A 23,839-nucleotide genomic window follows, 5' to 3' on the forward strand; every position below is an offset into this window, starting at 1 on the left:
CCCCGGTCCTCGCGGATCGGGGGCGCTCGCTACGCCGGGAGCGCGAGCAGCGCGCGCGGATGGTCGACGAGCATGCGCTCGACGACCTCGTCGCCGACCCGCTCGCGCAGGCGCGGCACGTAGCGGTCGCCGAGGTACGCGAGCCCCGGCATGCCGCCGTAGGCGATGTAGCGCGAGGCGCGCGCGACGTCGCCTCCGAGCGCGATGCGATCGTGCCCGCTATCGACGACCGCGGCGGTGAGCTCGAGCAGCTCGTGGTCGCTGTGCTCCCGCCACCGGGCCATGCCGTCGTAGCCGAGCGTCGCGCCGCGCTCGATGAGCGAGGCGTGGAAGCCGGGGTCGAGCAGCCGGTCCGCGTGCGCGAGCAGCACGCGCGCGGCCCCGACGCCCGCGCGCTCGAGCAGGTCGAGCACCTCGTGGGCGGCGGTGCCGTGCTCGAGGTGCACGACGAGGGCCGCACCGGTCGCGGCGTGCGCGATGGCGGCCGCCTCGAGCGTCGCTCGCTCGAACGCGGAGATCGACCAGTAGCCGATGCCGGTCTTGACGACGCCCGCCCGCACCGGCGCGCCGTCGTGCCGCGCTGCGCGGGCGCCCACCTCGTCGCGCACCGGCATCCCGTCGCGCAGGTCCGCGATGAACCGCTCGGCGCGCGCTCCGACGTCGAGCTCGCGGAGCGGGTGTCCCGCCGGGTAGTGCGCCTCGCGGTGGAGCCCCGTGCTCGCGACCACCGCGAGCCCCGTCGCGGCGCTGATGGCGGCGGCATCCTCCGGTCGCCTGCCGAGCCCGATCGGGGTCGCGTCGAGCATCGCCGCGAAGCCGCTGCCGCGCAGGGCGCTCGCCTCCGCCTCCGACCGCTCCGGGTCGTCGAGCTCGTCGCCGGGCAGGAGGGGCGAGACCTGGAAGAGGTGCTCGTGCGCATCGACCGGCCCGAGCGACGCGGCATCGATGTCGCCGAGCACGGTGCGGACGCGCGCCATCAGCGGAACGGGGTCGCGGCGTCCGCGAGGCGCTCGACGAGCGCCGGCGTCATCTCGAGCCCGAAGACCTCGGCGATGACCTGCGTCCAGCCGTGGATGAAGTAGCGCCAGCCGTCGACGACCTCGAGACCGCGCTCGGCCGCTTGCGCCTCGGCTTGACGGAGGAACTCGAGCGAGCCGCGGTAGTTGAACTCCCACGCGACGGCGCGCTCGGGGAACGGCGTGCCGTCCGGCAGCGGGGAGCCGGGCCGATCCTTCCCGAGGCCGGATGCGTTGACGACGAGGCTGCCGGCCGGCGCGTCGGCGAGCACGGCGCGCGTCGCCTCGGGGCTCGCCTCCACGAGGTGGAGCAGCTCGAGCGGCGTGCCGCGCCGCGCGTGGACCTCGGCGAGGTGGTCGAGCCGAGCACGGCTCGTGTCGGTGACGACGATGCGGCGCGGCGCGTCCTCTCGCTCGGCGAGGCGCCAGGTGAGCGCGAGACCGGCGCCGCCGGCCCCGAGCACGACGGCGTCCCGCACGCCGCCGAACGCTTGCGACCCCACGATCTCGTCGAGCGCGAGCCCCGCGGTGAGCGGATCCTTCGCGTGGCCGAGCAGCCGCTCGCCCCGCTTGGCGATGCTCGAGACCTCGCCGCAGGCCCGCGCGAACTCGTCGAGCTCGTCGAAGAGGTCGCTTGCCGCGGCGTAGAGCGCCATCTTGTGCGTGGTCACGAGCGCACCGCGGTGGTCGGGATCGTCGCGGATGGCCTCGACGAGCGCCCGGTACTGCGCGTCGGTCGCGTCGAGCGGCAGGTCGTGCCCCTCGAGCCGGCGCGTGGGGAGCTCGAGGATCTCGGCCCAGACGGGGAAGATGCGCATGATCGACGACGCGCCCGTGGAGACGCCGATGAACCCCATCCGACCGCTCATGCCGACCTCGCCGCCCGCAGCGCGTCGGCGTACCGCGCCGCGCGCGTCTCGATCGCGTCCCAGTCGCCAGCCTCGAGCGCCGCGCGGGGCAGCAGGTCACCCCCCGCGCCGACCGCGATGGCGCCGGCGGCGAGGAAGTCGGCGAGGTTCTCGGCCGTGACGCCGCCCGTCGGCATGAGCACGGCGTCGGCGAAGGGCTCGCGGAGCGCCTTGACGAGCGCCGGCCCGCCGAGGGACGCGGGGAAGACTTTCACGACGTCGACGCCGAGCGCCATCGCCTGCATGACCTCGCTCGGCGTCATCGCGCCGGTCATGGTGGTGAGCCCGGTCGCGAGCATCGCGCGCGCGAGCTCGGGGAGCGTGCCGGGCGAGACCAGGAAGGCGGCGCCCGCGGTCGCCGAGGCCTCGGCCTGGGCCGCGGTCGTCACCGTGCCGGCCCCGACGACCGCGCCGGGATGGCGGTGCCGCAGCTCGGCGATCGCCTCGAGCGCACCGGGGGTCGAGAACGTCACCTCGATGCCGGTGATGCCGCCGCGCACGAGCGCGTCGCCGGCTGCGACGGCGGCCTCGGCGCTCGGGGCGCGGACGACGGCGAGCACGCCGGCCTCCCTCACGCGCTGCAGCGTGCCCGCTGCGAGTCGGTCGGTCACTGCGGCTCCTTCCCGCGGCCCTCTGCCGCGCTGTCGATGCGGTTGACGGGGTGGGGCGCCGGGCGCCCCTCGAGCACGGCGAGCGCGTTCGCGACGGCCATCGCCCCCATCGCGTCGACCGCCTCGACCGTCTGCGCGCCGAGGTGCGGCGTCACCGTCACCCGATCGGCGAGGTCGTCGGCGAGGAGCGGCGAGGCGCTCGCCGCCGTGTCGCCCGAGAGCGTGTCGGCCGCGAACGCCGCGACTCGGCCGTCGCGGATCGCCGCCGCGAGCGCTGCCTCGTCGACGAGGTCGGCTCGAGCGGTGTTGACGAGCACGATCGGCCGCTCGAGCCGGTCGAGCCACGAGGCGTCGACGAGCGCCTGCCCACCCGGCGCGTGGAGGGAGACGAGGTCGCAGCGGTCGGCCATGGCGGCGAAGTCGAGCGGCTCGGCTCCGGCCGAGCGCACCTGCGCCGCGTCGAGCATGGGATCCGCGGCGAGGATGCGCGGGCCGAAGCCCCGCAGGCGGGCGGCGACGCCGCGGCCGATGCGGCCGAGCCCCACGATGCCGACCGCGAGGGCGCCGAGCTGGCGGCCGCGCAGCGCGCTCCAGTCGCCCGCGCGCACGCGCCGGTCGCCCGCGGCGATCGAGCGCAGCGCCGCGAGCATGAGCGCGACGGCGTGGTCGGCGACGGCGTCGGCATTCGCGCCCGGCGTGTTGGCGACCACGATGCCGCGCGCGGTCGCGGCCTCGACGTCGACCGCGTCGACGCCGACGCCGTATCGGGCGATGACGCGCAGCCGCGGCGCCGCGTCGAGGTGCGCCGCGGTCACGGGCCCCGTGCCGGCGACCCAGGCGTCCGCCTCGGCGAGCGCGGCGCGGAGCTCCCCGAGCGGGTGGTCGCTCGCGCCCCGCGAGACGCGGTGCCCGGCGGCCTCGAGCTCGGCGACGAGGTCGCGGTCGCCCGCGCCGAACGAGCGGCTCGTGGCGAGGATGGAGGCCATCAGCTCGCGCCGCCCGCGAACCACGGCGCGAGCGCGGCGTAGGCCTCGTCGAACCGCGCGAGCCGCTGCCGGTAGGCGTCGTGGCGCGCGGGATCCGGCGAGAACTCCGCCGTCACCTCCGAGAGGCCGCGGGCGGCGTCGAAGGAGTCGACGAGGCCGAGCCCGACGGCGCCCACCACGGCCGCCCCGAGGCTGTTCGCCTCCTCGACGACCGAGCGGCGGCGCACGGGCACGCCCCACGCATCCGCCATGATCTGCAGCCACGCGTCGCTCGCCGCGCCGCCGCCGACGGCGTCGACGCGGTCGATCGCGGCGCCGGACTCCCGGAACGCGTCGATGCAGAGCGCGAGGTTGAAGGCGACGCCCTCGAGCACGGCGCGCACGAGGTGCGGTCGGGCGTGGTGGCGGCCGATGCCGACGAACGCGCCGCGCGCGGCGGGCTCCCAGCGAGGTGCGCGCTCGCCGAGGAGGTAGGGCAGGAAGTAGAGGCCTCCGGTGTCCGCGTCGTCGGTGTCCGCCTCCGCGACGAGCGCCGCGAGCGACCGGCCGTCCGGGTCCGGGGCGAGCACCTCGTGGATCCAGCTCACGGACGCTCCCGCCGCCTGCATGGTGGCGGTCGGGACGTAGCGGCCCGGCACGACGTGGTCGAACGTGAACGTGCGCATGCTCGCGTCGAGCACCGGCGCCTCGCTCGTGAACGAGATCCACGACGACGTGCCGAGGCACGCGTACGCGCCGTCCTCGGGCGCGACGATGCCGGCGCCGACGGCGGCGATCGGCCCGTCGCCGCCGCCCATGACGACGCGCGTGCCCTCGAGCAGCCCGGTGGCGGCGGCGGCCTCGGCGGTCAGCGCTCCGACGACCTCCGTCGACGGCACGATCTCGGGGAAGATCGCGGGGTCGAGCCGAGCGGCCTCGAGCACCGCTCGCGACCACGTGCCGGTGCGCTGGTCGAACGCGTTCGTGGCGGATGCGTCGCTCGGCTCGGTCGCGAGCCGGCCGGTGAGGCGGTGCACGACGAAGTCCTTCGCGACGCAGAACCAGCGCGTGCGCGCGAAGACTTCGGGCTCGTGGTCGCGCACCCACATGACCTTCGCGATCGAGTAGGTCGCGTTGAGCCGATGGCCGAGCAGCTCGTAGGCCTCGCGCTCGCCGAGGCGCTCGACGAGCTGATCCGCCTGCCGCTGCGCGCGCGTGTCGGCCCAGATGATCGCGTCGCGGACGGGCTCGAAGCTCGCGTCGAGCAGGACCGCGCCCATCATCTGCCCGCTGATCACGATGCCGCGCACGTCGGCAGGAGCGGTGCCCGTCTGCGCGAGCAGCGCGCGCGTCGCCTCCACCACCGCGCGGTGCCAGTCGCGCGGGTCCTGCTCCGCGACGCCGCCGTCGGCGAAGCGGGCTGGGTACGAGACGGTGACGGCAGCTCGGAGGCGCCCGTCGTCGTCGTGCAGCGAGGCCTTGTCGCCCGTCGTGCCGAGGTCGTGCGCGATGAGCATGTCAGGCGGTGTACGGGCGGCGCTCGACGCGGCCGTCGGTGCGGTAGACGCGGTGCCCCATGCCGTGCTCGAGCACCCAGCCGTAGTCGTGGCCGGCGCCGCCCGGGTAGACCGCGAGGAAGCTGTACGGCTCGTCGCCGACGTTGACGGAGCGATGCGCCCAGCCCGGCGGGATGTAGCCGATCGTGCCCGGCGTCATGTCGAGCCACTCGGTGCGCTCGCCGTCGAACATGAGCAGCCCGCCGGTGCCGTGGAGGGCGAGGTAGATCTCACCCTGGTGGTCGGGGTGCTGGTGGCCCTTCGTCATCCAGCACTCGCCGCCGGTCGAGCCGGGCTCGATCGTCGTGATCGATTGCGGCAGCTCGCGCTCGACCTCCGGCACGGGCGACGACTGCACGCGGTAGACGACCGGGTCGCCGTCTGCGACGGCGGCGCGCCAGGCGTCGCTGTCGGCGAAGAGCCCCTCCAGGTCGCTCATGCGCCGCTCGAGCGTCGGACCCTCGGGGCTCAGCGTCGCGGCGTCGGCGTCGAATCGGATCGCGAAGGGAGCGATGGGGGGCGTGGCGAAGTCGGGCACGGCATCTCCTCGGTCGGGGGCGCGTCGTCGCGCGCTCCGACCCTACCTGTAATTACAGGTTGACGCCAGGAGTCAGCGAGTGCGGAACGCCGGTCCGTGGGCGTCGTCGGACGAGAGGCGGAACTCGAAGCGGGTCCGGTCGCCGCGGTGCAGGGCCTCGAAGTGCTCGATCGGCTGGTCGGCGTCGTCGAGCACCGTGCTGCGCAGCAGCAGGACGGGCTTGCCGGGGCCGATGCCGAGCAGCTGGCCCTCGCGAGCATCCGTCACGCTCGCTTCGACCGAGCGCACGCCTCGAGCGGCGTGCACGCCGTGCGCCCGCAGGTGGGCGTAGAGCGAGCCCTCCTCGAGCTCGGCGTCGAAGGCGAGCGCACCGATGTGCTCGGGCATCCACGTCGTCGAGAGCGACCAGCGCTCGTCGTCGACGAAGCGCAGCCGCTCGAGCACGACGACCGTGGTGCCGATGTCGCACCCGAGCGCCGCCGCGACGCGCTCGCCCGCCGGCTCGCGCTCGAGCCGCAGCACCTCGGAGCGCACCGTGCCGCCGCGCGCGGCGACCTCCTCGTGGAGTCCCGCGAGCCCGCTCGCGAGCGTCTCGGCCGTCTTCTGCGGCGCGACGAACGTGCCCTTGCCCTTCACCCTCGTGATGATGCCGTCGTGCTCGAGCTGGCCGAGCGCTTGCCGCACGACCGTGCGGGAGACGCCGTACTGCTCGCACATGCGCAGCTCTCCCGGCAGCAGGTCGCCGGGGCTGAGGCGCTCGTCGGTGATCGTCGCGAGGATCTGGCGCCGCAGCTGGTCGTACATCGGGTCGGCGGAGAGCCGGTCGATGCGGATCGACGGCATCGACGACGCTGCCCTCCCGCGTCGCGCCGGCTCGCCCATCAGTAGTCGACGCCGGCGATGAGCGCGACGTTGGCGTACGGCGTGTACTCGCCGCTGCGCACGAAGGCGCGCGCGCCGTGCGAGCGGCGCTTGTACTCCTCGTGCGGGATGAGCTCGACCTCGATGCCGAGCGGCTCGAGCCGCTCGCGCACCGCGGCGAGCATGTGCGGGCTCGCCTCGGCGACCTCGGCGGGCATGACCGCGCCCTCGACGACGATCTCCGCGAGCACGGTGTCGAGCACGTCGAGGAAGGGCGGCTCGCCCTTGCGGTACGCGAGGTCGACCCGCTCCGACCCCGGCGGGATCGGCAGCCCGGCATCGGTGATGAAGAGCTCGTCGTAGTGGCCCGTCTCGGAGATGATCCGGCCCAGCTGCGGGTGGATGGTGGTGGCGCTGCGGCGCATCAGGCGTCCTCTCGGATCCGCGAGGCGAGCAGTGCGTCGACCTCGGCTGCCGTCGGCAGGCTCGGGGAAGCGCCCCGCTTCGTGACGGCGAGCGCTCCGGCGGCGCCGGCTCGCTCGATCGCCGCGTCGCGCGACAGGCCCGCGGCGAGGCCTGCGGCGAGGAAGCCGGCGAACGCGTCGCCCGCCGCCGTCGTGTCGACGACCTCGACCGGGATGGCGGAGTGCTTGGTGATGCCGTCGGCGGTGACGAGCACGCTGCCGGCTCCGGCCATGGTGATGAGGGCGGCGCGCACGCCGCGCTCGACGAACCAGCGGCCCGCCGCGACGGCGGCGTCGCGCGAGTCGACCTCGATGCCGGTCAGGAGGCTCGCCTCCGTCTCGTTGGGCGTCACGATGTCGACGAGCGGCCAGATCTCGTCGTCGAGCTCGTGGGCGGGCGCCGGGTCGAGCACGACCGCGATGCCGGCCTCGTGCGCGCGGCGGATGGCGTGCATCGTGAGCCGGAACGGGATCTCGAGCTGCGTGAGCATGACGCGCGATCGAGGGCCGAGCTCGTCGAACGCGCGATCGATCTGGTCCTCGTCGAGGTGGGCGTTCGCGAGCGGCACCATGACGATGTCGTTCTCGCCGCTCGCATCGACCCGGATGTGGGCCACGCCCGTCTGCCCCGGCACCGTGCGGACGTGGCTGACGTCGACGCCCGCGTCGCGGAGCCCGTGGTAGACGAGGTCGCGGAAGAGGTCGTCGCCGACGCAGCCGACCATGCGCGCCGGAGCACCTGCCCGACCGGCCGCGACCGCCTGGTTCGCCCCCTTGCCACCCAGCACGAGCGTGAAGGCATCGCCGAGGAAGGTCTCGCCCCGCTTCGGGAGCCTGCTCGAGAAGGTCGTCACGTCGGCGGTGATCGATCCCACGATCAGCACGCCGGGTTCGTCCGCGACGCGTCCCAGCCGTTCGGCCACGGGTCCTCCGTTCCCGCGCGATCCTCGTTGACGTCCGCGCGCACCTGTCATTACATTAGCCGCGTCCCCAGCGATCCCGCGGGGCGACCGCATGCCCTGAGGAGCCGCGCCGTGATCGCACCCCGCCTGTACGTCGACTCCGCCGACCTGGCAGCGGTCTCCGCGCTCCTCGCCGATTCCCTCGTCCACGGCGTGACGACGAACCCGACGATCCTCGAGCGCGCCGGTCGCACGGCCGCCGAGATCCCGGAGCTCTACGCCCGATGGGTCGAGGAGGGCGCGCGCGAGGTCTTCTTCCAGGCGTGGGGACCGGATGCGAGCGCGCTCGAGGAGCGCGCTCGCGGCATCCTCGCACTCGGCGACCGCGCGGTCGTGAAGGTGCCGGCGACGCGCTCGGGCTTCGGCGTCGCGGCCCGGCTCGCCCGCGAGGGCGCGCCGGTGCTCCTCACCGCCGTGTTCACGCCCGCGCAGGCGCTCGCGGCCGCCTCGAGCGGCATCCGCTACCTCGCCGCCTACCTCGGGCGCATGCGCGACGCCGGCTTCGACGCGACGTCGGACATCGCCCGCATGCAGGCGGCGTGCGGCAGCTCGGGCACCGAGGTGCTCGCCGCGAGCCTGCGGAGCCCGGAGGACGTCGTCGCGCTCGCCGAGGCCGGCGTGCCGGCCTTCACGGCAGCGCCGGCGGTGCTCGAGGCGATGCTGGCGCACCCGGCGACCGTCGATGCGGCGGACGCCTTCGAGGCCTCCCCGTCGCTGCGCGCCTGACGCGCCGCTACTCCTTGCGCAGGCGCAGCTCCTGCATGCCGCCGTCGACCGCGAGCCCCACGCCCGTCGTGGAGCCCGCGCGCGGGCTCGCGAGGTAGGCAACCGCGTGCGCGATCTCCTCGGGCGCGACGAGCCGCCCGTGGGGCTGCCGAGCCTCGAGCTGCGCGCGCTCGAGCGCCGGGTCCGGCGCCGCGTCGAGCAGCCGCCCCACCCAGGGCGTGTCTGCGGTGCCGGGATTGACGGCGTTGACGCGGATGCCCTCCCGCAGGTGATCGGCGGCCATGGCGCGCGTGAGCGCGAGCACGGCGCCCTTCGAAGCCGAGTAGAGCGCGCGCTGGGGCAGTCCGGCCGTCGCGGCGATGGAGGCGGTGTTGACGACCGCCGCAGCGCTCGAGCGTCGGAGCCACGGCAGGGCGGCTCGCGTCACGCGCATGATCCCCACGACGTTGATGTCCCACACCCGGTGCCACTCGGCCTCGTCGTTGTCGTCGATCGCGCCCGCCGCGCCGATGCCGGCGTTGTTGACGAGCACGTCGATGCCGCCGAGCTCGCTCGCGACGCGCTCGATCGCTGCGCGCACCGACGCGTCGTCGCTCACGTCGCACTCCACGCCGAAGTGGGCGTCGCCGGGGCGCAGGTCGAGCACCGCGACGCGCGCGCCGCGCGACGAGAGCTCCGAGGCCACCGCCGCCCCGATCCCGCTGCCGCCGCCCGTGACGACCGCGACCAGTCCGTCGAACTCGTTCATGCCGCTCCCTCCGCGACGATCCGGTGGCGCTGCGCGCCGATCCCGTCGATCTCGATCTCCACGACGTCGCCGTCGGCGAGGTAGGGGAACCGGCCCGAGAGCGCGACGCCCTCGGGAGTGCCCGTCAGCACCAGGTCACCCGGGTCGAGCCGCATGTAGCGGCTGAGATCCTGCACGATCGCCGGCACGTCGAAGATGAGGTCGGCGGTCGAGGAGTCCTGGCGAGGCTCGCCGTTCACGCTGCTCCGCAGCCGGAGCGCACCGAGGTCGACCTCGTCGGCCGTCACGAGCACCGGGCCGAGCGGCGTCGAGCCGGGTGCGCACTTGCCCTTCGACCACTGCCCGCCCGACACCTCGAGCTGCCACGCGCGCTCCGAGAGGTCGTCGGCGATCGTGACGCCCGCGACGCACGCGAGCGCCTCCTCGCGGGAGCCGAGGTTCCACGCCGGGCGGCCGATCACGATCGCGAGCTCGACCTCCCAATCGAGCTTCGCGGCGTGGGCCGGCAGCGGCACGTCGTCGTCGGGACCCGCGACGGTGTTGGGGTGCTTGAGGAAGACGACGGGCTGCTCGGGCGGGGCGCTGCCCGACTCGGCGGCGTGCGCGGCGTAGTTCATGCCGATGCAGACGACCGCTCCCGGCCGCGCGATCGGCGCGCCGATCCGGAGGCCCTCGCGCTCGAGCTCCGGGAGGGCGCCCAGGGCGTCGCGCGCCGCCTCGAGCCCGCGCTCGAGGAAGGCCCCGTCGATGTCGTGCGTCACGCTTCGCAGGTCGAGCGCGCGCTCGCCGTCGATGACCACGGGGATCTCCTCGCCCACCGGTCCGAGCCGAGCCAATCGCATCCGTCGTCTCCTTCGCCTCATCGCTGCCGGACACCGAACATCCGAACTCTGAGCCCGACTATACGGCCAGAGCGGAAACAAGCGCGAGGCTTGCCGTCGAAACATCCGATCTATACTGTGCCAGTGTCCAGCAAAGAGGAGCACCCATGAGCACGATCGTCAGCGTCGACGTCGCCGATGTCCGGTTCCCGACCTCCCAGAGCCTCGACGGCTCGGATGCGATGAACCCCGATCCCGACTACTCCGCGGCCTACCTCGTGGTGCGCACCGACGCGGCCGATGGGCTCGAGGGGCACGGCTTCGTCTTCACGATCGGGCGCGGCAACGACGTGCAGCTCGCCGCGATCGACGCGGTCGCCGAGCACGTGCGCGGGCGCGAGCTCGAGCCGCTGCTCGACGACATGGGCGCGACCTCCGCGTGGCTCATCGGCGACTCGCAGCTCCGTTGGCTCGGGCCCGAGAAGGGCGTCATGCACATGGCGATCGGCGCCGTGCTCAACGCCCTGTGGGACCTCAAGGCCAAGCGAGCCGGCCTCCCGCTGTGGCAGCTGCTCGCGCGCATGTCGCCCGAGCAGCTCGTGGACCTCGTCGACTTCCGGTACCTGAGCGACGCGCTCACGCGAGAGGAGGCGCTCGAGATCCTGCGCGCCGCCGAGCCGGGCCGCGCCGCGCGCGAGGCCGAGCTGCTCGCGACGGGGTACCCCGCTTACACGACGACGCCCGGCTGGCTCGGCTACTCGGACGAGAAGCTCGCGCGCCTGTGCCGCGAGGCGATCGCCGACGGCTTCACCCAGATCAAGCTCAAGGTCGGAGCCGACCTCGAGGACGACATCCGCCGCTTCCGCATCGCGCGCGAGGTGTGCGGTCATGACTACCCGATCGCGATCGACGCGAACCAGCGCTGGGACGTGCAGTCGGCGATCGAGTGGGTGCAGGCACTCGCGCCGTTCCGGCCGCACTGGGTCGAGGAGCCGACGAGCCCCGACGACGTGCTCGGCCACGCGGCGATCGCGCGCGGCATCGCGCCCGTCCCGGTCGCGACCGGCGAGCACGTGCAGAACCGCATCGTCTTCAAGCAGCTCATGCAGGCGGATGCGCTGCGGTACGTGCAGATCGACGCGACGCGCGTCGGGGGCGTGAACGAGAACATCGCGATCCTGCTGCTCGCGGCGAAGTTCGGCCTGCCGGTGTGCCCGCACGCGGGCGGCGTCGGGCTGTGCGAAGCCGTGCAGCACCTGTCGATGTTCGACTTCGTCGCGGTCTCCGGCACGCGCGAGGGCAGGGTGATCGAGTTCGTCGACCACCTGCACGAGCACTTCGTCACGCCGACCGCCATCGTGGACGGCTCGTACGCCGCGCCGACGGCTCCGGGCGCCGGCACCGAGATGCTGCCGGCGTCGGTGCGGGACTACACCTGGACCGGGGCCCACCGCGCGGTGCGTGCGGCAGGCTAGTCGCATGTCGATCCTGGCCGAGCACCCCCTCGCCTTCGGCGCCGCCACCGTCGGCAACCTCTACCGCGAGCTGAGCGACGAGCAGGCGCTCGCGACCCTCGAGGCGGTGTGGGACGCCGGCATCCGCCACTTCGACACCGCTCCGCACTACGGCATCGGCCTGTCGGAGCGGCGGCTCGGCGCGTTCCTGCGCTCGAAGCCGCGCGATGAGTTCGTGCTCTCGACCAAGGTCGGCCGCGTGCTCGAGCCGCTCGGCGAGGTCGACGGCGACGACATGGCGCACGACTTCGCGGTGCCGCGCACCCACGAGCGCCGCTACGACGCCACCGCCGCGGGTGTGCGCCGCAGCCTCGACGAGTCGCTCGAGCGCCTCGGCCTCGATCGCGTCGACATCGTCTACCTGCACGACCCCGACGCGTTCCCGGAGGGGGAGCGCGCGGCGCTCGAGACGGGCCTGCCCTCGGTCGCGGCGCTCCGCGACGAGGGGCTCGCGACCGCGGTGGGCATCGGGTCGAAGTCGCTCTCCGCGCTCGAGGCTGCCGCCGACAGCGGGGTCGTCGACGTGCTGATGGTGTCGAGTCGCATCACCCTGCTCGACGCCTCCGCCGCCGAGCGCGTGCTGCCGGCGTGCGAGCGGCGCGGCGTCGAGGCGATCGCGGTGTCGATCTTCAACTCGGGCTTGCTCGCGAAGCCGCGGCCGGCATCCGACGCCCGCTACGACTACGGCAGCGCCGACGCTGCGCTCGTCGAGCGAGCGCACCGCATCGCCGATGCGTGCGAGGCGCACGGCGTCGACCTGCCGACCGCGGCGATCGCCTTCCCCCTGCAGCTGCCCGCCGTCGCGGCGCGCGCCGTGAGCGCGAGCTCCGCCGCGCAGGTCGAGCAGACGGCGGCGCGCGCGTCGACCGCGGTGCCGGATGCGCTCTGGCGCGAGCTCGCGGATGCCGGGCTCGTGCACCTCCCGCATTGGGCGGAGCGGGCGTGAGGATCGACGCCCACCTGCACGTGTGGCAGGACCCGGCCGCGCTCGAGTGGCTCACCGCCGAGCTCGCGCCGATCCACCGCGGCTTCGCGCCCGCCGAGGCGCGCGCGGCGATCGCTGCCGCGGGCTTCGACCGCGCGGTGCTCGTGCAGGCCGCCGACACTGACGCCGACACCGAGCAGCTGCTCGCGCTCGCAGAGGCCCACGACTGGGTCGCCGGCGTCGTCGGATGGGTGCCGCTCGACGACCCGGCGCGCGCGGAGCAGCGGCTCGACGCGCTCGCCGGCCGCCCGCTCGTCGGCGTGCGCGCCCTCATCCACGACCAGCCCGACGACGGGCTGCTCGACCGGCCCGTCGTGCGCGAGACCCTCCGGCTGCTCGCCGAGCGCGCCCTGCCCCTCGACGTGCCGGACGCGTGGCCCGCGCATCTGGCGGCCGCGACCCGCGCGGCTGCCGAGGTCGACGGCCTCATCGTCGTGCTCGACCACCTCGGGAAGCCGCCCTCGAGTCCCGACGAGCTGCCGCGCTGGCGAGCGGCGCTCTCCGGGCTCGCGGCCGTGCCGACGGCCCTCGCCAAGGTCTCGGGGCTCCACCGCGCCGGCCGCGCGCTGCCCGACGACGCCTTCGACGAGGTCTGGGACGCGGCGCTCGAAGCCTTCGGCCCCGAGCGGCTCATGCTCGGCAGCGACTGGCCCATGCCGCTGCTCAGCGACGGCCTCGAGCCGCTCACCGCACAGCTTGAGCGGGCGATCGGCGCGCTCTCGCCCGCCGAGTGCCGCGACCTCGAAGCGGGCACCGCCGCCCGCGCCTACCGACTGGAGGTCTGACGTGCTCACCGGCATCGACCCGCTGCTCACCGGCGACCTGCTCCGCCTGCTCGATCACATGGGGCATGGCGACACCGTGCTCGTCGCCGATGCGCACTATCCGGCGCACGCGGTCGGCGCGCCGGTGGTCGACGTCCACGCGCCAGCGCCCGCGGTCCTCCGCGCCATCCGCTCCGTCGTGCCGTTCGACGGCTACGAGGGCCCGTCGATCTCGCTCATGGCGCCCGAGCCGGGCGAGGGCGAGGAGGTCGGGGCCGAGCTGCGCGCCGCGGCGCGCGCGCCCCGGGAGCGCATCGACGCGATCGACCGCTTCGCGTTCTACGGGCGCGCGGCGAGCGCGTTCGTCGTCGTGCGCACCGCGGAGACGCGGAAGTACGGCAACGCGCTCTTGCGGAAGGGCGTCGTCGGCTTCGGCGACTGAGGCTCAGCCCTCCGCGAGCGCTTCGGCCTCGCGCTCGGCGGCGCGCTGCAGCCAGTGGTCGACGCCGGCGATGTGCACGACCATGGCCGCCCGGGCGAGCTCCGCGTCGCCCGCCGCGAGGGCGTCGAGGATGCGTTCGTGCTCGTGCAGCGTGCGCGGCACCGCGCCCTCCTGCGTGAGCGCGCGCCACACGCGGGCTCGGGCGGTCTGGCTCGAGATCGTCTCGAGCAGGCTGACGAGGTAGTCGTTGCCGGTCGCGCTCGCGATCATGCGGTGGAACTCGACGTCGTGCGAGACGAGCTCGTCGCTCGGCGTCTCGGGGTCCACCTGCGTCAGGTGCTCGCGCATCGCGGCGATGTGCTCGGGCGTCGCGCGCCGGGCGGCGAGCGCGGCGGAGGCCGGCTCGACGATGCGCCGCACCTCGAAGACCTCGAGCACGGCGTGCGACTCGTGGAAGTCGAGCACGAACGACATCGCCTCGAGCAGCAGGCTCGGCTGCAGGCTCGTGACGTAGGTGCCGTCGCCGCGGCGGACGTCGAGGATCCGCATCGCCTCGAGCGCCTTGACCGCCTCGCGCATCGACGAGCGCGAGAGGCCGAGGCGCTCCGAGAGCTCCTGCTCGGGAGGCAGCCGATCGCCGGGGCGCAGCTCGCCCTGCTGGATCATCTGCTTGATCTTGCTGATCGCGTCGTCGGTCACCGCCACGACGACAGCCTACGAAAGATCCGACGTCTATGGGCGGTCAGCGCAGCGCGGCCGGCACCGGCTCCGCGCCGAGCACGTGCTGGTCGCAGAAGCCGAGCACCGCCTCGTTCCACGTGCGCGCGTTCGAGGGCCGCAGCACCCAGTGGTTCTCGTCGGTGAACTGCAGGAAGCGGTGCGGCATCGACTCGGGGGAGCCCGGCCAGCCCGACACGAGGTCCCACCAGAGCCGCAGCGCCTCGCTCACCGGCACGCGGTAGTCGCGGTTGCCGTGCGTGACGAGCATCGGGGTCGTGATGGCGGATGCGTGGTGGTGCGGCGAGTAGGCGCGGTACCAGTCGGGCAGCTCGTCGGCGTGGCCGTGCACGCGCACCTTCTGCGCCGCCGCATCCGTCGTCGCGTGCTGCTGGTCGAGCGCCCAGAGTCCGGCGTGCGTGACGATCGCCTTGAACCGCTCGGTGTGCCCGGCGATCCAGTTCGTCATGTAGCCGCCGAACGAGCCGCCGAGCACCGCGGTGCGCTCACCGTCGAGCTCGGGCCGCTCGAGCACGGCGTCGAGCAGCGTCTCGCACTCGCGCCACACGACGTCGGCGAGCCGCGGCCAGCCGCGGTTGAGCCCCGCGTGGCCGTAGCCGGTCGACATCGCTGGGTCGGGCAGCAGCACGGCGTAGCCGCGCGCGACCGCGAGCCACGGGTTCCAGCGCCAGCTCCACGCGTTGTAGGAGCCGTGCGGGCCGCCGTGGATCCAGAGCATGACGGGCGCGGGCTCGGCGGCGCTCGCGGTGCGCGGCGTGCAGAGCCAGCCGCCCACCGTGACGCCGTCGACGTCGGCCTCGACCCACTCGAGCGAGCCGGGCAGTTCGCCGATGCCGCCGGGCGCCGGGATCGGCGTCGACCGGCCGTCCTCGAGCGCGATGCGCACGGGCGCGGCCGGGGTCGCCATGTCGGTGCGGAGGGCGAACACCGCGTCCGCGACGGGCGCGATCGCCCCGTGGGGCGCGTCGTCGACGAGCATCCGCACGGCGCCGGTCGCCGCGTCGACGACGAGCACGGCACCGCGCGAGTGCAGGTCGCCCGCGACGATCAGTGTCGACGCATCCGCCCACGCGTAGTCGGTGATCGTGACGTCGCCGACCTCGACCGCGACCGGCTCGCCGCCGCCCAGCGGGTGCAGCTCGAGGAAGTCGTAGGTCGTGTCGGTCGGCGTCGAGGTCGTCAGCCGCGTGACCGCGACCCGCGCGCCGTCAGGCGAGACGGCCGGGCTGCTCCACTGCTCGCCGGCCGTCGCGGGCAGCAGCACGCGCCGCTCGAGCGAGGCGGTGTCGATGGCCGCGATCGACGAGCGGGTCTCGCCGCCCGTGACGCGCTCGGTCCAGGTGGTGACGACGGCCGAGCCGTCGGGCACGAGGTCGGCGGATGCGTTCACGAGCGCGACCGTGTCGGCGTCGGGCGCGAGGTCGCGCAGCTCGCCGCTCGGCGAGACGAGCACGAGCCGGGGGCTCACGTCGCCCACCTCGTGGTCCCAGTAGCGGATGGGCATGCCGGTGTGCCAGATGCCGGTGCGCTTCGCGTCCTTGCGCGCCTTGCGCCGCTCGCCGTCGTCGTCGAGCGAGCCGCCCGCGAGCACCTCGGTCATCGCGAGCAGCGAGCCGTCGTCGGCGACCGCGACGAGGCTCAGCCCGCCGGGAGCCGACGCGACGACGCTCGCCTCGCCGCGTTCGGGCAGCCGCCAGATCGCCGGCACGTCCTCGTCGGCGCCGCCCGTCGGATCGGGCCGCGCCGAGGAGAACAGGAGCGAGCCGTCGGGCGCGAAGCGCGGCGCGCTCTCGCCCTTCTCCGACCACGTGAGCCGGCGCGCCTCGCGCTCGCCCGCCGGGTCGAGCTCCCACAGCGACGAGACCATCCGCGAGCCGTGCTCGTCGGCCTGCTGGATCGCGGCGACGAGCCGCTCGCCGCCCGCCGAGGCCGCGAGCCCCGCGAGGCGCGGGAGCCGCAGCAGCCCATCGATGTCGGTGAAGTCGTCGAAGCGCGCGGAGTCCATCCCTCGACGCTACCGGCCGCGGCTCAGCGCACCCGCGGGCGGTACTCGACGAGCTCGTGCGTCGCGCGCACGAGCGCCCGCAGCTCCTCGAGCGACGCGGGCGCGGCGCCGAGCGCGCGCGCCTGCACGAGCACGTTGCCGATCGCGGAGGCCTCGACGGGGCCGGCGACGACCGGGAGCCCCGTGCGGTCGGCCGTCAGCTGGCACAGCAGCGCGTTCCGCGCCCCGCCGCCGACGACGTGCACGCGCTCGATCGACTGTCCGCTGATCGCGGCCGCGTCGCGGAGCGCCCGCGCGTAGCCCTCGGCGAGCGACTCGAGGATGCAGCGCACGACCTCCGCCCTGCCCTGCGGCGGGCGCTGCCCGCGCTCCTCGAACCACGAGCGGATGCGCGAGGGCATGTCCCCGGGCGGGTAGAAGGCGTCGTCGGTCGGGTCGAAGACCGGCACCGCCCAGTCGACGGCGGCGGCGGCCGCGAGCAGCTCGGGCAGCCCGAGCCGCTCGCCCGCCGCCTGCCACGTGCGCATCGACTCGCTCAGGATCCACAGCCCCATGACGTTCTTGAGGAACCGCGTGCGGCCGTCGACGCCGCCCTCGTTCGTGAACGACGCGTCGAGCGCCGCGGGCGTCGCGATCGGCGCCTCGGTCTCGATGCCGACGAGCGACCACGTGCCGCTCGAGACGTAGGCGCCGCCCGGCTCCATCGGCACGGCGACGACGGCGGATGCGGTGTCGTGCGAACCGACGGCGAAGACGTCGGGCGCGCCCTCGATCCCGTAGTGCGAGCGCGTCGCGGCGTCGATCGGGCCGATGCGCGTGCCGGGGTCGACGACCTCCGCGAGGAGCGAGGCCGGGATGCCGAGCATCGCCATGAGCTCGGTGTCCCACTCCTCGTCGAGCCGCATGAGCCCGGTGGTCGAGACGTTCGTGCGCTCGGCGACCATGCGGCCCGTCATCCAGTAGCCGAAGAGGTCGGGGAGCATGAGCAGCCGGTCGGCGACCTCGAGGAGGCCGCGCTCGCGGTCGACCATGAGCTGGTTGATCGTCGTGAACGGCATGCGCTGCAGCCCGCAGCGCTCGTAGAGCTGCGGCTGCGCGATGACGCGGTCGACGAGCTCGAGCCCGCGCGCCGTGCGGTCGTCGCGGTACGAGAACGGGATGCCGAGCAGGCTGCCGCGCCGCAGGAGGGCGTAGTCGACCGCCCACGAGTCGACCGCGACCGACGCGAGCGACGCATCCCCGGGCATCCTCGACGCCGTCGCGACGCCGCGCATCGCCTCGTCGTAGAGCGAGGGCACGCTCCAGTGCAGCCCATCGGCGATGCGCACCGGCCGGTTCTCGAAGCGCGCGACCTCCTCGAGCCGCAGCGTCGCGGGGCCGACCTCCGCCCGCACGACCCGACCGCTCGTCGCGCCGAGGTCGACCGCCGCGACCGTCGCCGTCATCGCAGGAACGCCGCCGCCACGCCCGAGTCGACCGGCACGTGCAGGCCGGTCGTGTGGGTCAGCTCGTCGCCCGTGAGCACCGCGACGGCGTTCGCGACGTGCTCGGGGAGCACCTCGCGGCCGAGCAGCGTGCGGCCGGCGTAGTACTTGCCGAGCTCCTCCTCCTTCACCCCGTAGACCTTCGCGCGCGAGGCGCCCCAGCCGGAGGCGAAGATGCCCGAGCCGCGCACGACGCCGTCGGGGTTGATGCCGTTGACGCGCACGCCGTGCTGGCCGAGCTCGGCCGCGAGCAGCCGCACCTGGTGCGCCTGGTCGGCCTTCGTCGCCGAGTAGGCGATGTTGTTCGGGCCGGCGAAGACGGCGTTCTTGGAGGAGATGTAGACGATGTCGCCGCCGAGGCCCTGGTCGATGAGCGCCTTCGCCGCGGCGCGCGAGACGAGGAACGAGCCCTTCGCCATCACGTCGTGCTGCAGGTCCCAATCGGCCTCGGTCGTCTCGAGCAGCGACTTCGAGAGCGAGAGCCCCGCGTTGTTGACGACGAGGTCGAGCCCGCCGAACGCGAGCAGCGCCGCGTCGACCGCCGCCTGCACCTCGTCGGCCCGCGTGACGTCGCACTGCACGCCGATCGCGACGTCGGTCGAGCCGAGCTCGGCCGCGGCGGACTGCGCCTTCTCGAGGTCGAGGTCGGCGATCACGACGCACGCGCCCTCGGCCGCGAGGCGCGTCGCGATCGCCTTGCCGATGCCGCTCGCGGCGCCGGTGACGAGCGCGATGCGGCCGGCGTGCGAGCGCGGCTTCGGCATGCGCTGCAGCTTCGCCTCCTCGAGCGACCAGTACTCGATGCGGAACTTCTCGGCGTCCGAGATGGGCTGGTAGCGCGAGAGCGCCTCGGCGCCGCGCATGACGTTGATGGCGTTCGTGTAGAACTCGCCCGCGACGCGCGCGGTCTGCTTGTCCTTGCCGAACGAGAACATGCCGACGCCCGGCACGAGCACGATCGCCGGGTCGGCGCCGCGCATCGCGGGCGACTCGGGCGTCGCGTGCGCCTCGTAGTACGCGGCGTAGTCGGCGCGGTACGCCTCGTGCAGCTCGCCGAGCCGCTCGATCGCGCGCTCGAGCGGCGCGTCGGCGGGAAGGTCGAGCACGAGCGGCTTGACCTTCGTGCGCAGGAAGTGGTCGGGGCACGAGGTGCCGAGCGCCGCGAGCCGCGGGTGCTCCGCGCGGGCGAGGAAGTCGGTGACGACATCCGCGTCGCTGAAGTGGCCGACCATCGGCCGGTCGGCCGAGGCGATCGCGCGGATGTGCGGGGCGAGCGCCGCCGCGCGCGCTCGCCGCTCGGCCTCCGGCAGGGCGCCGTAGCCCTCGAGCTCGGCGCCGAACGGGTCTGGCCGGCCGTGCTCCTCGATGTACTCGGCTGCGGTGCGGATGATCCAGAGCGAGTTCTGCTCCGACTCCTCGCTCGAGCGCCCCCACGCCGTGATGCCGTGCCCGCCGAGGATGCAGCCGACCGCATCCGGATTCGCGCGCTGGATGTCGCGGATGTCGAGCCCGAGCTGGAAGCCGGGGCGGCGCCACGGCACCCACACGACCTTGTCGCCGAAGATGCGGCGCGTGAGCTCCTCGCCGTCGACGGCCGTCGCGATCGCGATGCCCGAGTCCGGGTGCAGGTGGTCGACGTGCGGCAGGTCGACGAGCGCGTGCATCGACGTGTCGATCGACGGCGCGGCGCCGCCGCGGCCGTGGAGGCAGTAGTCGAACGCGGCGACCATCTCGTCCTCGCGCTCGACGCCGGGGTAGACGTCGACGAGGCCGCGCACGCGGTCGAGCCGCAGCACCGCGAGCCCCGCCTCGGTGAGCGTGCCGAGGTCGCCGCCCGAGCCCTTGACCCACAGCAGCTCGACGGGCTCGCCCGTCGCGGGGTCGACGTCGGTGCCCTTCGCGGACGTGTTGCCGCCGGCGTAGTTCGTGTTGCGCGGATCGCTGCCGAGCCGGTTGCTGCGCGCGAGCAGGTCGCTGACTGCCTGGTTCATGTCGTCTCCGTGGGTCTTTCGAGGGGAGGGCGCTCAGGCGCCCCAGCCGGCCTGGGTGCCGCCGACGCGCTCGGCGGCGATGCGCTCGAGGTAGCCGGAGGCGAGGAAGGCGCGCATCGGATCCGCCGGGAGGCCCTTCGCCTCGCGGTAGTCGGCGAGCAGCGGGCGCACGTCGGTCGCGAACGCGTCCATGAGGATGTCGTTCGCGAGCAGCACGTCGCACTCGCGGCGCGCGACGGCGAGCGCCTCCGTGTCGAGCGAGAGCGCCTTCGCGACGGCCTCCTGCACGTTGAGGACGCTGCGGATCTGGCCGGGCACCTTCTCTTCGATGTTGTGGCACTGGTCGAGCACGAGCTGCACGTCGGGGTCGCCGTAGCCACCGCCCGCGATGAGCTCGACGATGATGCGGAAGAGCTGGAAGGGGTCGGCGGCGCCGACGATGAGGTCGTCGTCGCCGTAGAAGCGCGAGTTGAAGTCGAAGGCGCCGAGCTTCCCGAGCCGCAGGAGCTGCGCGACGATGAACTCGATGTTCGTGCCCGGCGCGTGGTGGCCGGTGTCGAGCACGACCTTCGCGCGCTCGCCGAGCGCGAGGCAGTGCACGTAGCTCGTCCCCCAGTCGGGGATGTCGGTGTGGTAGAACGCCGGCTCGAAGAACTTGTACTCGAGCACCATGCGCTGGTCGTCGGCGAGCCGCGCGTAGATCTCGGCGAGCGACTCGGCGAGCCGGTCCTGGCGCTCGCGGATCGAGTCCTGGCCGGGGTAGTTCGTGCCGTCGGCGAGCCACACCTTGAGGTCGCGCGAGCCCGTCTCGTGCATGACGTCGATGCACTCGAAGTGGTGGTCGATCGCCTTCCGGCGCACGCGCGCATCCGGGTGCGTGAGCGAGCCGAACTTGAAGTCGTCGTCCTGGAAGGTGTTGGAGTTGACCGTGCCGAGCGCGACGCCGAGCTCCTCCGCGCGGGCGCGCAGCGCCTGCCAGTCGTCCACCTTGTCCCACGGGTAGTGCAGCGCGACGGTCGGCGCGAGCCCCGTGTGCTTGTGCACCTCGGCGGCATCGGCGAGCTTCTCGAACGGGTCGCGCGGCGTGCCGGGCGTCGAGAAGACGCGGAAGCGCGTGCCCGAGTTGCCGTAGGCCCAGCTGGGCACTTCGATGCGCAGCAGGTCGAGCTGCTCGGTGGTGGGGGTGACGGCCATGTCAGCTCCTCGGTTCGGGGCGGGATTCGGATCGGCTCGCCTCGAGCTGCGCGTCAAGGTCGAAGGCGAGCGGGATGAGCTCGAAGGACTCGTCGGCGGGCCGCTCGAGCCCCTCGAAGAAGGGCTGCATCTCGGCCTGCCAGCGCGCGTTCACCTCGCGCGCGGCCATCCCGGCGAGGGATGCGTCGAGGTCGCGGGTGCGGAAGGTGCCGATGCACGTGCCGTCGTCGGCGACGAAGATGCGGTAGTCGAGCCAGCCGGTCGCGCGGAGCGCCTCGAGCATCTCGGGCCAGACCGCGGCGTGGCGCTCGCGGTACGCGTCGACGAGCTCGGGCCGCACGCGCAGGCGGAAGCACACGGGCAGGGGCTGCGTCGCCGTGCTCGCCATGGTCGCTCCTGTCCTCCTCGACGGTCGCGACCGATCGCCGAGGACGGTCGCGCCCCGCCAGCATGCCCCGTCCGAGTTTCGAACGCAAGCGCAAAGGTTGCGATTCGGTATCGGTGACTTGCGAAGTGACTTTCGGATGCGTACTGTCGCCACCATCACCGACAAGGGAGACGCCGTGATCAGTCGTGAGGCGCGCATCCTCGACACCCTCGGAGCCCAGGGCTCCGTGCAGGTCGCCGAGCTCGCCCGCGACCTCGACGTCTCCGAGGTGACGATCCGCAAGGACCTCGACGCCCTCGAGCGTCGGCAGCTGCTGCGGCGCACGCGCGGCGGCGCCGTGCTGCCGGAGCGCGGCGACGAGGGCGCCTTCCGCGACCGCCTGCAGCGCGAGTCGGCGGCGAAGCGCGCGATCGCGATCGAGGCGGCGAAGCTCGTCGCCGACGGCGACGTCATCGCGCTCGACACCTCGAGCACCGCGCACTACCTCGCGCTCGAGCTGCTGCACCGGCAGGGCCTCGTGGTCATCACGCAGTCGCTGCCGACCGCGACCGTGCTCATGGAGCGCTCCGACGCGCGCGTCATCATGCCCGGCGGCACCCTGCGCCGCGAGAGCTCGGGCCTCGTCGGCCCCATCACCGACGCGCTCGTCGGCCGCGGCCGCGTGCACAAGGCGTTCGTCGGGGTCGTCGGGCTCTCGCCCGAGCGGGGCCTGCTCGAGCTCGCGACCGACGAGGCCGTCTCGAAGCAAGCGCTCGTCGCCTCGACCGACGAAGTGCACGGGCTGTTCGACTCGAGCAAGGTCGGCGGCTTCGCGCTGCACCCGTTCGCGCGCGCCGACCAGGTGACGAGCCTCATCACGGATGCCGACGCATCCGACGACTTCGTCGAGGAGTGGCGCGCCGTCGGCGTGCCCGTGGCCCGAGTGCCGCTCCTCGACGCGCAGACGACCGGCACGGCGCCGGTCTCGGCACGGGCGGAGACCGCCTCCCGTCGCCCCACCCTGAAGGAGCATCGATGAAGATCTCACGCAAGATCGCGGGTGCACTGGCGCTCTCGGCGGCCGCTGCCGTCGTGCTGGCCGGCTGCACGTCGCGCAACACCGACACCGGATCGTCGGCCGCGCCCGGCGCGACCGACGGCGCGAGCGCCGAGGACCTGACCATCGCGTTCGTGCCCAAGCTGCAGGGCATCCCCTACTTCGAGGCGATGAACACGGGCGGCCAGCAGGCGGCCGAGGAGCTCGGCTTCGAGTGGCTCTACCAGGGCCCGACGACCGCCGACGCCGCCGCGCAGGCCGACATCGTGCGCTCGTTCATCCAGCAGGGCGTCGACGTGCTGTTCGTCGCCCCGAACGACCCGAACTCGATGGCGCCGCTGCTCCAGGAGGCGCAGGCCGCGGGCATCCACGTCGCGACGACCGACACCGACGCGCCCGACTCGGTGCGCGAGGTCTTCGTGAGCCAGGCGTCGGTCGAGGGCATCGGCCAGCAGCTCACCGACTCGCTCCTCGAGGCGATGGGCGGCTCGGGCAAGTACGCGATCGTCTCGTGCGGCGAGACCGCGGCGAACCTCAACGCGTGGATCGAGGTGCAGGAGGCGTACACGGCTTCGGAGTACCCCGACGCCGAGATCGTCGACATCGTCTACGCCGGCGAGGACCAGGCCATGGCGACGCAGATGGCGACCGACCTCATGAACAGCCACCCCGACCTGACGGGCCTCGTGGGCGAGTGCACCTCGAGCGCCCCGGGCGTCGCGCAGGCCGTGCAGGACGCCGACCGCATCGGCGAGGTCTTCACCGTCGGCCTCGGCACGCCGCAGTCGATGCTCCCGTACCTCGAGTCGGGCGCCTCGAGCGCGTCGATCCTGTGGGACGTCGAGGGCCTCGGCTACCTGACCGGCTGGGCAGGCGTGCAGCTCGCGAGCGACGGCGACCTCGGCGACACGTCGAGCCTGTCGAACGAGGCGCTCTCGGAGGTCGAGTACGACGAGAGCACGGGCGTGCTCCTGCTCGGCCCGCCGACCGTCTTCACCGCCGAGAACGCGGGCGACTACGACTACTGATCGCCCGATCGACTGACGCCGGGGCGCGGCGCGCGCCGCGCCCCGGCACCCCCTCCGGCCTCCGGGCCGGCCCGCAGGCAGCCCGCCGGCCTCC

At 73.9% G+C, this 23,839-nt stretch carries 24 protein-coding genes; 7 read left to right on the forward strand and 17 right to left on the reverse strand.

From position 1 onward, the window contains the following. Window positions 1-29: 29 nt before the first annotated feature. The 9 genes from JQT67_RS08815 to JQT67_RS08855 form a co-directional block, all read right to left on the reverse strand. On the reverse strand, window positions 30-977 hold the full coding sequence (locus JQT67_RS08815) for a phosphotriesterase (RefSeq protein WP_208064323.1): 948 nt from the start codon (window positions 975-977) through the stop codon (window positions 30-32). Further along, window positions 977-1,885 carry a saccharopine dehydrogenase NADP-binding domain-containing protein gene (locus JQT67_RS08820; protein ID WP_208064324.1) on the reverse strand — a complete coding sequence of 303 codons (909 nt, stop codon included), beginning with the start codon at window positions 1,883-1,885 and terminating at the stop codon, window positions 977-979. The genes JQT67_RS08815 and JQT67_RS08820 overlap by 1 nt, the downstream gene beginning before the upstream one ends. Beyond that, window positions 1,882-2,535 carry a bifunctional 4-hydroxy-2-oxoglutarate aldolase/2-dehydro-3-deoxy-phosphogluconate aldolase gene (locus JQT67_RS08825; RefSeq protein ID WP_307864277.1) on the reverse strand — a complete coding sequence of 218 codons (654 nt, stop codon included), beginning with the start codon at window positions 2,533-2,535 and terminating at the stop codon, window positions 1,882-1,884. Before JQT67_RS08825 ends, JQT67_RS08820 begins: the two co-directional genes overlap by 4 nt. Continuing rightward, window positions 2,532-3,521, reverse strand: coding sequence for an NAD(P)-dependent oxidoreductase (locus JQT67_RS08830; RefSeq protein WP_208064325.1), 990 nt, complete (start codon window positions 3,519-3,521; stop codon window positions 2,532-2,534). Before JQT67_RS08830 ends, JQT67_RS08825 begins: the two co-directional genes overlap by 4 nt. After that, entirely contained in the window at window positions 3,521-5,017 is a 1,497-nt protein-coding gene (xylB, locus tag JQT67_RS08835; protein WP_208064326.1) for a xylulokinase, read from the reverse strand. Before xylB ends, JQT67_RS08830 begins: the two co-directional genes overlap by 1 nt. A 1-nt stretch (window position 5,018) precedes the next feature. After that, complete coding sequence (locus JQT67_RS08840; RefSeq protein WP_208064327.1) at window positions 5,019-5,594, reverse strand: glucose-6-phosphate isomerase family protein; 576 nt, start codon at window positions 5,592-5,594, stop codon at window positions 5,019-5,021. A 72-nt stretch (window positions 5,595-5,666) separates the two neighbouring features. Further along, window positions 5,667-6,437, reverse strand: coding sequence for a GntR family transcriptional regulator (locus JQT67_RS08845; protein ID WP_208064328.1), 771 nt, complete (start codon window positions 6,435-6,437; stop codon window positions 5,667-5,669). 38 nt (window positions 6,438-6,475) lie between these two features. Next, complete coding sequence (gene rbsD, locus JQT67_RS08850; protein ID WP_208064329.1) at window positions 6,476-6,880, reverse strand: D-ribose pyranase; 405 nt, start codon at window positions 6,878-6,880, stop codon at window positions 6,476-6,478. Beyond that, window positions 6,880-7,803, reverse strand: coding sequence for a ribokinase (locus tag JQT67_RS08855; RefSeq protein WP_307864278.1), 924 nt, complete (start codon window positions 7,801-7,803; stop codon window positions 6,880-6,882). The genes rbsD and JQT67_RS08855 overlap by 1 nt, the downstream gene beginning before the upstream one ends. Before the next feature lie 150 nt (window positions 7,804-7,953). On the opposite strand from JQT67_RS08855, the gene JQT67_RS08860 reads away from it, so the two are divergent. Beyond that, a complete protein-coding gene (locus tag JQT67_RS08860; protein ID WP_208064331.1) occupies window positions 7,954-8,607 on the forward strand; it encodes a transaldolase family protein in 654 nt (217 codons plus the stop codon). A 7-nt stretch (window positions 8,608-8,614) separates the two neighbouring features. Here the strand turns inward: JQT67_RS08860 and JQT67_RS08865 are convergent, their stop codons facing one another. Beyond that, window positions 8,615-9,355, reverse strand: a complete 741-nt coding sequence (locus tag JQT67_RS08865) for an SDR family NAD(P)-dependent oxidoreductase (protein ID WP_208064332.1) — start codon at window positions 9,353-9,355, stop codon at window positions 8,615-8,617. After that, on the reverse strand, window positions 9,352-10,197 hold the full coding sequence (locus JQT67_RS08870) for a fumarylacetoacetate hydrolase family protein (RefSeq protein ID WP_208064333.1): 846 nt from the start codon (window positions 10,195-10,197) through the stop codon (window positions 9,352-9,354). Before JQT67_RS08870 ends, JQT67_RS08865 begins: the two co-directional genes overlap by 4 nt. Window positions 10,198-10,343: 146 nt before the next feature. Here JQT67_RS08870 and JQT67_RS08875 point away from each other — a divergent pair, with 146 nt between their 5' ends. Genes JQT67_RS08875 through JQT67_RS08890 form a run of 4 tightly spaced genes read left to right on the forward strand, consistent with a single transcriptional unit; the run spans window position 10,344 to window position 13,881 of the window. Then, window positions 10,344-11,651: an L-fuconate dehydratase gene (locus JQT67_RS08875; protein ID WP_208064334.1), complete on the forward strand. Its 1,308-nt coding sequence runs from the start codon at window positions 10,344-10,346 to the stop codon at window positions 11,649-11,651. Between the two features lie 4 nt (window positions 11,652-11,655). Then, window positions 11,656-12,636: an aldo/keto reductase gene (locus JQT67_RS08880; protein ID WP_208064335.1), complete on the forward strand. Its 981-nt coding sequence runs from the start codon at window positions 11,656-11,658 to the stop codon at window positions 12,634-12,636. Next, the gene (locus JQT67_RS08885) at window positions 12,633-13,460 is read left to right on the forward strand and encodes an amidohydrolase family protein (protein WP_307864279.1); all 828 of its coding nucleotides are present in this window, start codon (window positions 12,633-12,635) and stop codon (window positions 13,458-13,460) included. Before JQT67_RS08880 ends, JQT67_RS08885 begins: the two co-directional genes overlap by 4 nt. Window position 13,461: 1 nt before the next feature. Further along, on the forward strand, window positions 13,462-13,881 hold the full coding sequence (locus JQT67_RS08890; protein ID WP_208064337.1) for an RbsD/FucU domain-containing protein: 420 nt from the start codon (window positions 13,462-13,464) through the stop codon (window positions 13,879-13,881). Between the two features lie 3 nt (window positions 13,882-13,884). Here JQT67_RS08890 and JQT67_RS08895 read toward each other — a convergent pair whose 3' ends face one another. Genes JQT67_RS08895 through JQT67_RS08920 form a run of 6 tightly spaced genes read right to left on the reverse strand, consistent with a single transcriptional unit; the run spans window position 13,885 to window position 21,681 of the window. Next, entirely contained in the window at window positions 13,885-14,586 is a 702-nt protein-coding gene (locus JQT67_RS08895; protein ID WP_208064338.1) for a FadR/GntR family transcriptional regulator, read from the reverse strand. 37 nt (window positions 14,587-14,623) lie between these two features. After that, a complete protein-coding gene (locus tag JQT67_RS08900; protein WP_208064339.1) occupies window positions 14,624-16,624 on the reverse strand; it encodes a prolyl oligopeptidase family serine peptidase in 2,001 nt (666 codons plus the stop codon). Between the two features lie 23 nt (window positions 16,625-16,647). Beyond that, entirely contained in the window at window positions 16,648-18,069 is a 1,422-nt protein-coding gene (locus tag JQT67_RS08905) for a rhamnulokinase family protein (RefSeq protein ID WP_208064340.1), read from the reverse strand. Beyond that, entirely contained in the window at window positions 18,066-20,099 is a 2,034-nt protein-coding gene (locus JQT67_RS08910) for a bifunctional aldolase/short-chain dehydrogenase (protein ID WP_208064341.1), read from the reverse strand. Before JQT67_RS08910 ends, JQT67_RS08905 begins: the two co-directional genes overlap by 4 nt. Before the next feature lie 33 nt (window positions 20,100-20,132). Continuing rightward, the gene (rhaI, locus tag JQT67_RS08915) at window positions 20,133-21,293 is read right to left on the reverse strand and encodes an L-rhamnose isomerase (RefSeq protein WP_208064342.1); all 1,161 of its coding nucleotides are present in this window, start codon (window positions 21,291-21,293) and stop codon (window positions 20,133-20,135) included. Between the two features lies 1 nt (window position 21,294). Then, entirely contained in the window at window positions 21,295-21,681 is a 387-nt protein-coding gene (locus JQT67_RS08920) for an L-rhamnose mutarotase (RefSeq protein ID WP_243755816.1), read from the reverse strand. Between the two features lie 175 nt (window positions 21,682-21,856). Between JQT67_RS08920 and JQT67_RS08925 the strand changes: the two genes are divergently transcribed. Both JQT67_RS08925 and JQT67_RS08930 read left to right on the forward strand, forming a co-directional pair. Then, the gene (locus JQT67_RS08925) at window positions 21,857-22,699 is read left to right on the forward strand and encodes a DeoR/GlpR family DNA-binding transcription regulator (RefSeq protein WP_208064343.1); all 843 of its coding nucleotides are present in this window, start codon (window positions 21,857-21,859) and stop codon (window positions 22,697-22,699) included. Continuing rightward, window positions 22,696-23,745, forward strand: a complete 1,050-nt coding sequence (locus JQT67_RS08930) for an autoinducer 2 ABC transporter substrate-binding protein (RefSeq protein WP_208064344.1) — start codon at window positions 22,696-22,698, stop codon at window positions 23,743-23,745. Before JQT67_RS08925 ends, JQT67_RS08930 begins: the two co-directional genes overlap by 4 nt. Window positions 23,746-23,839: the final 94 nt, after the last annotated feature.

This window comes from Agrococcus sp. TF02-05, from assembly GCF_017565345.1.
In the GTDB taxonomy this organism is placed as follows: domain Bacteria; phylum Actinomycetota; class Actinomycetes; order Actinomycetales; family Microbacteriaceae; genus Agrococcus; species Agrococcus pavilionensis.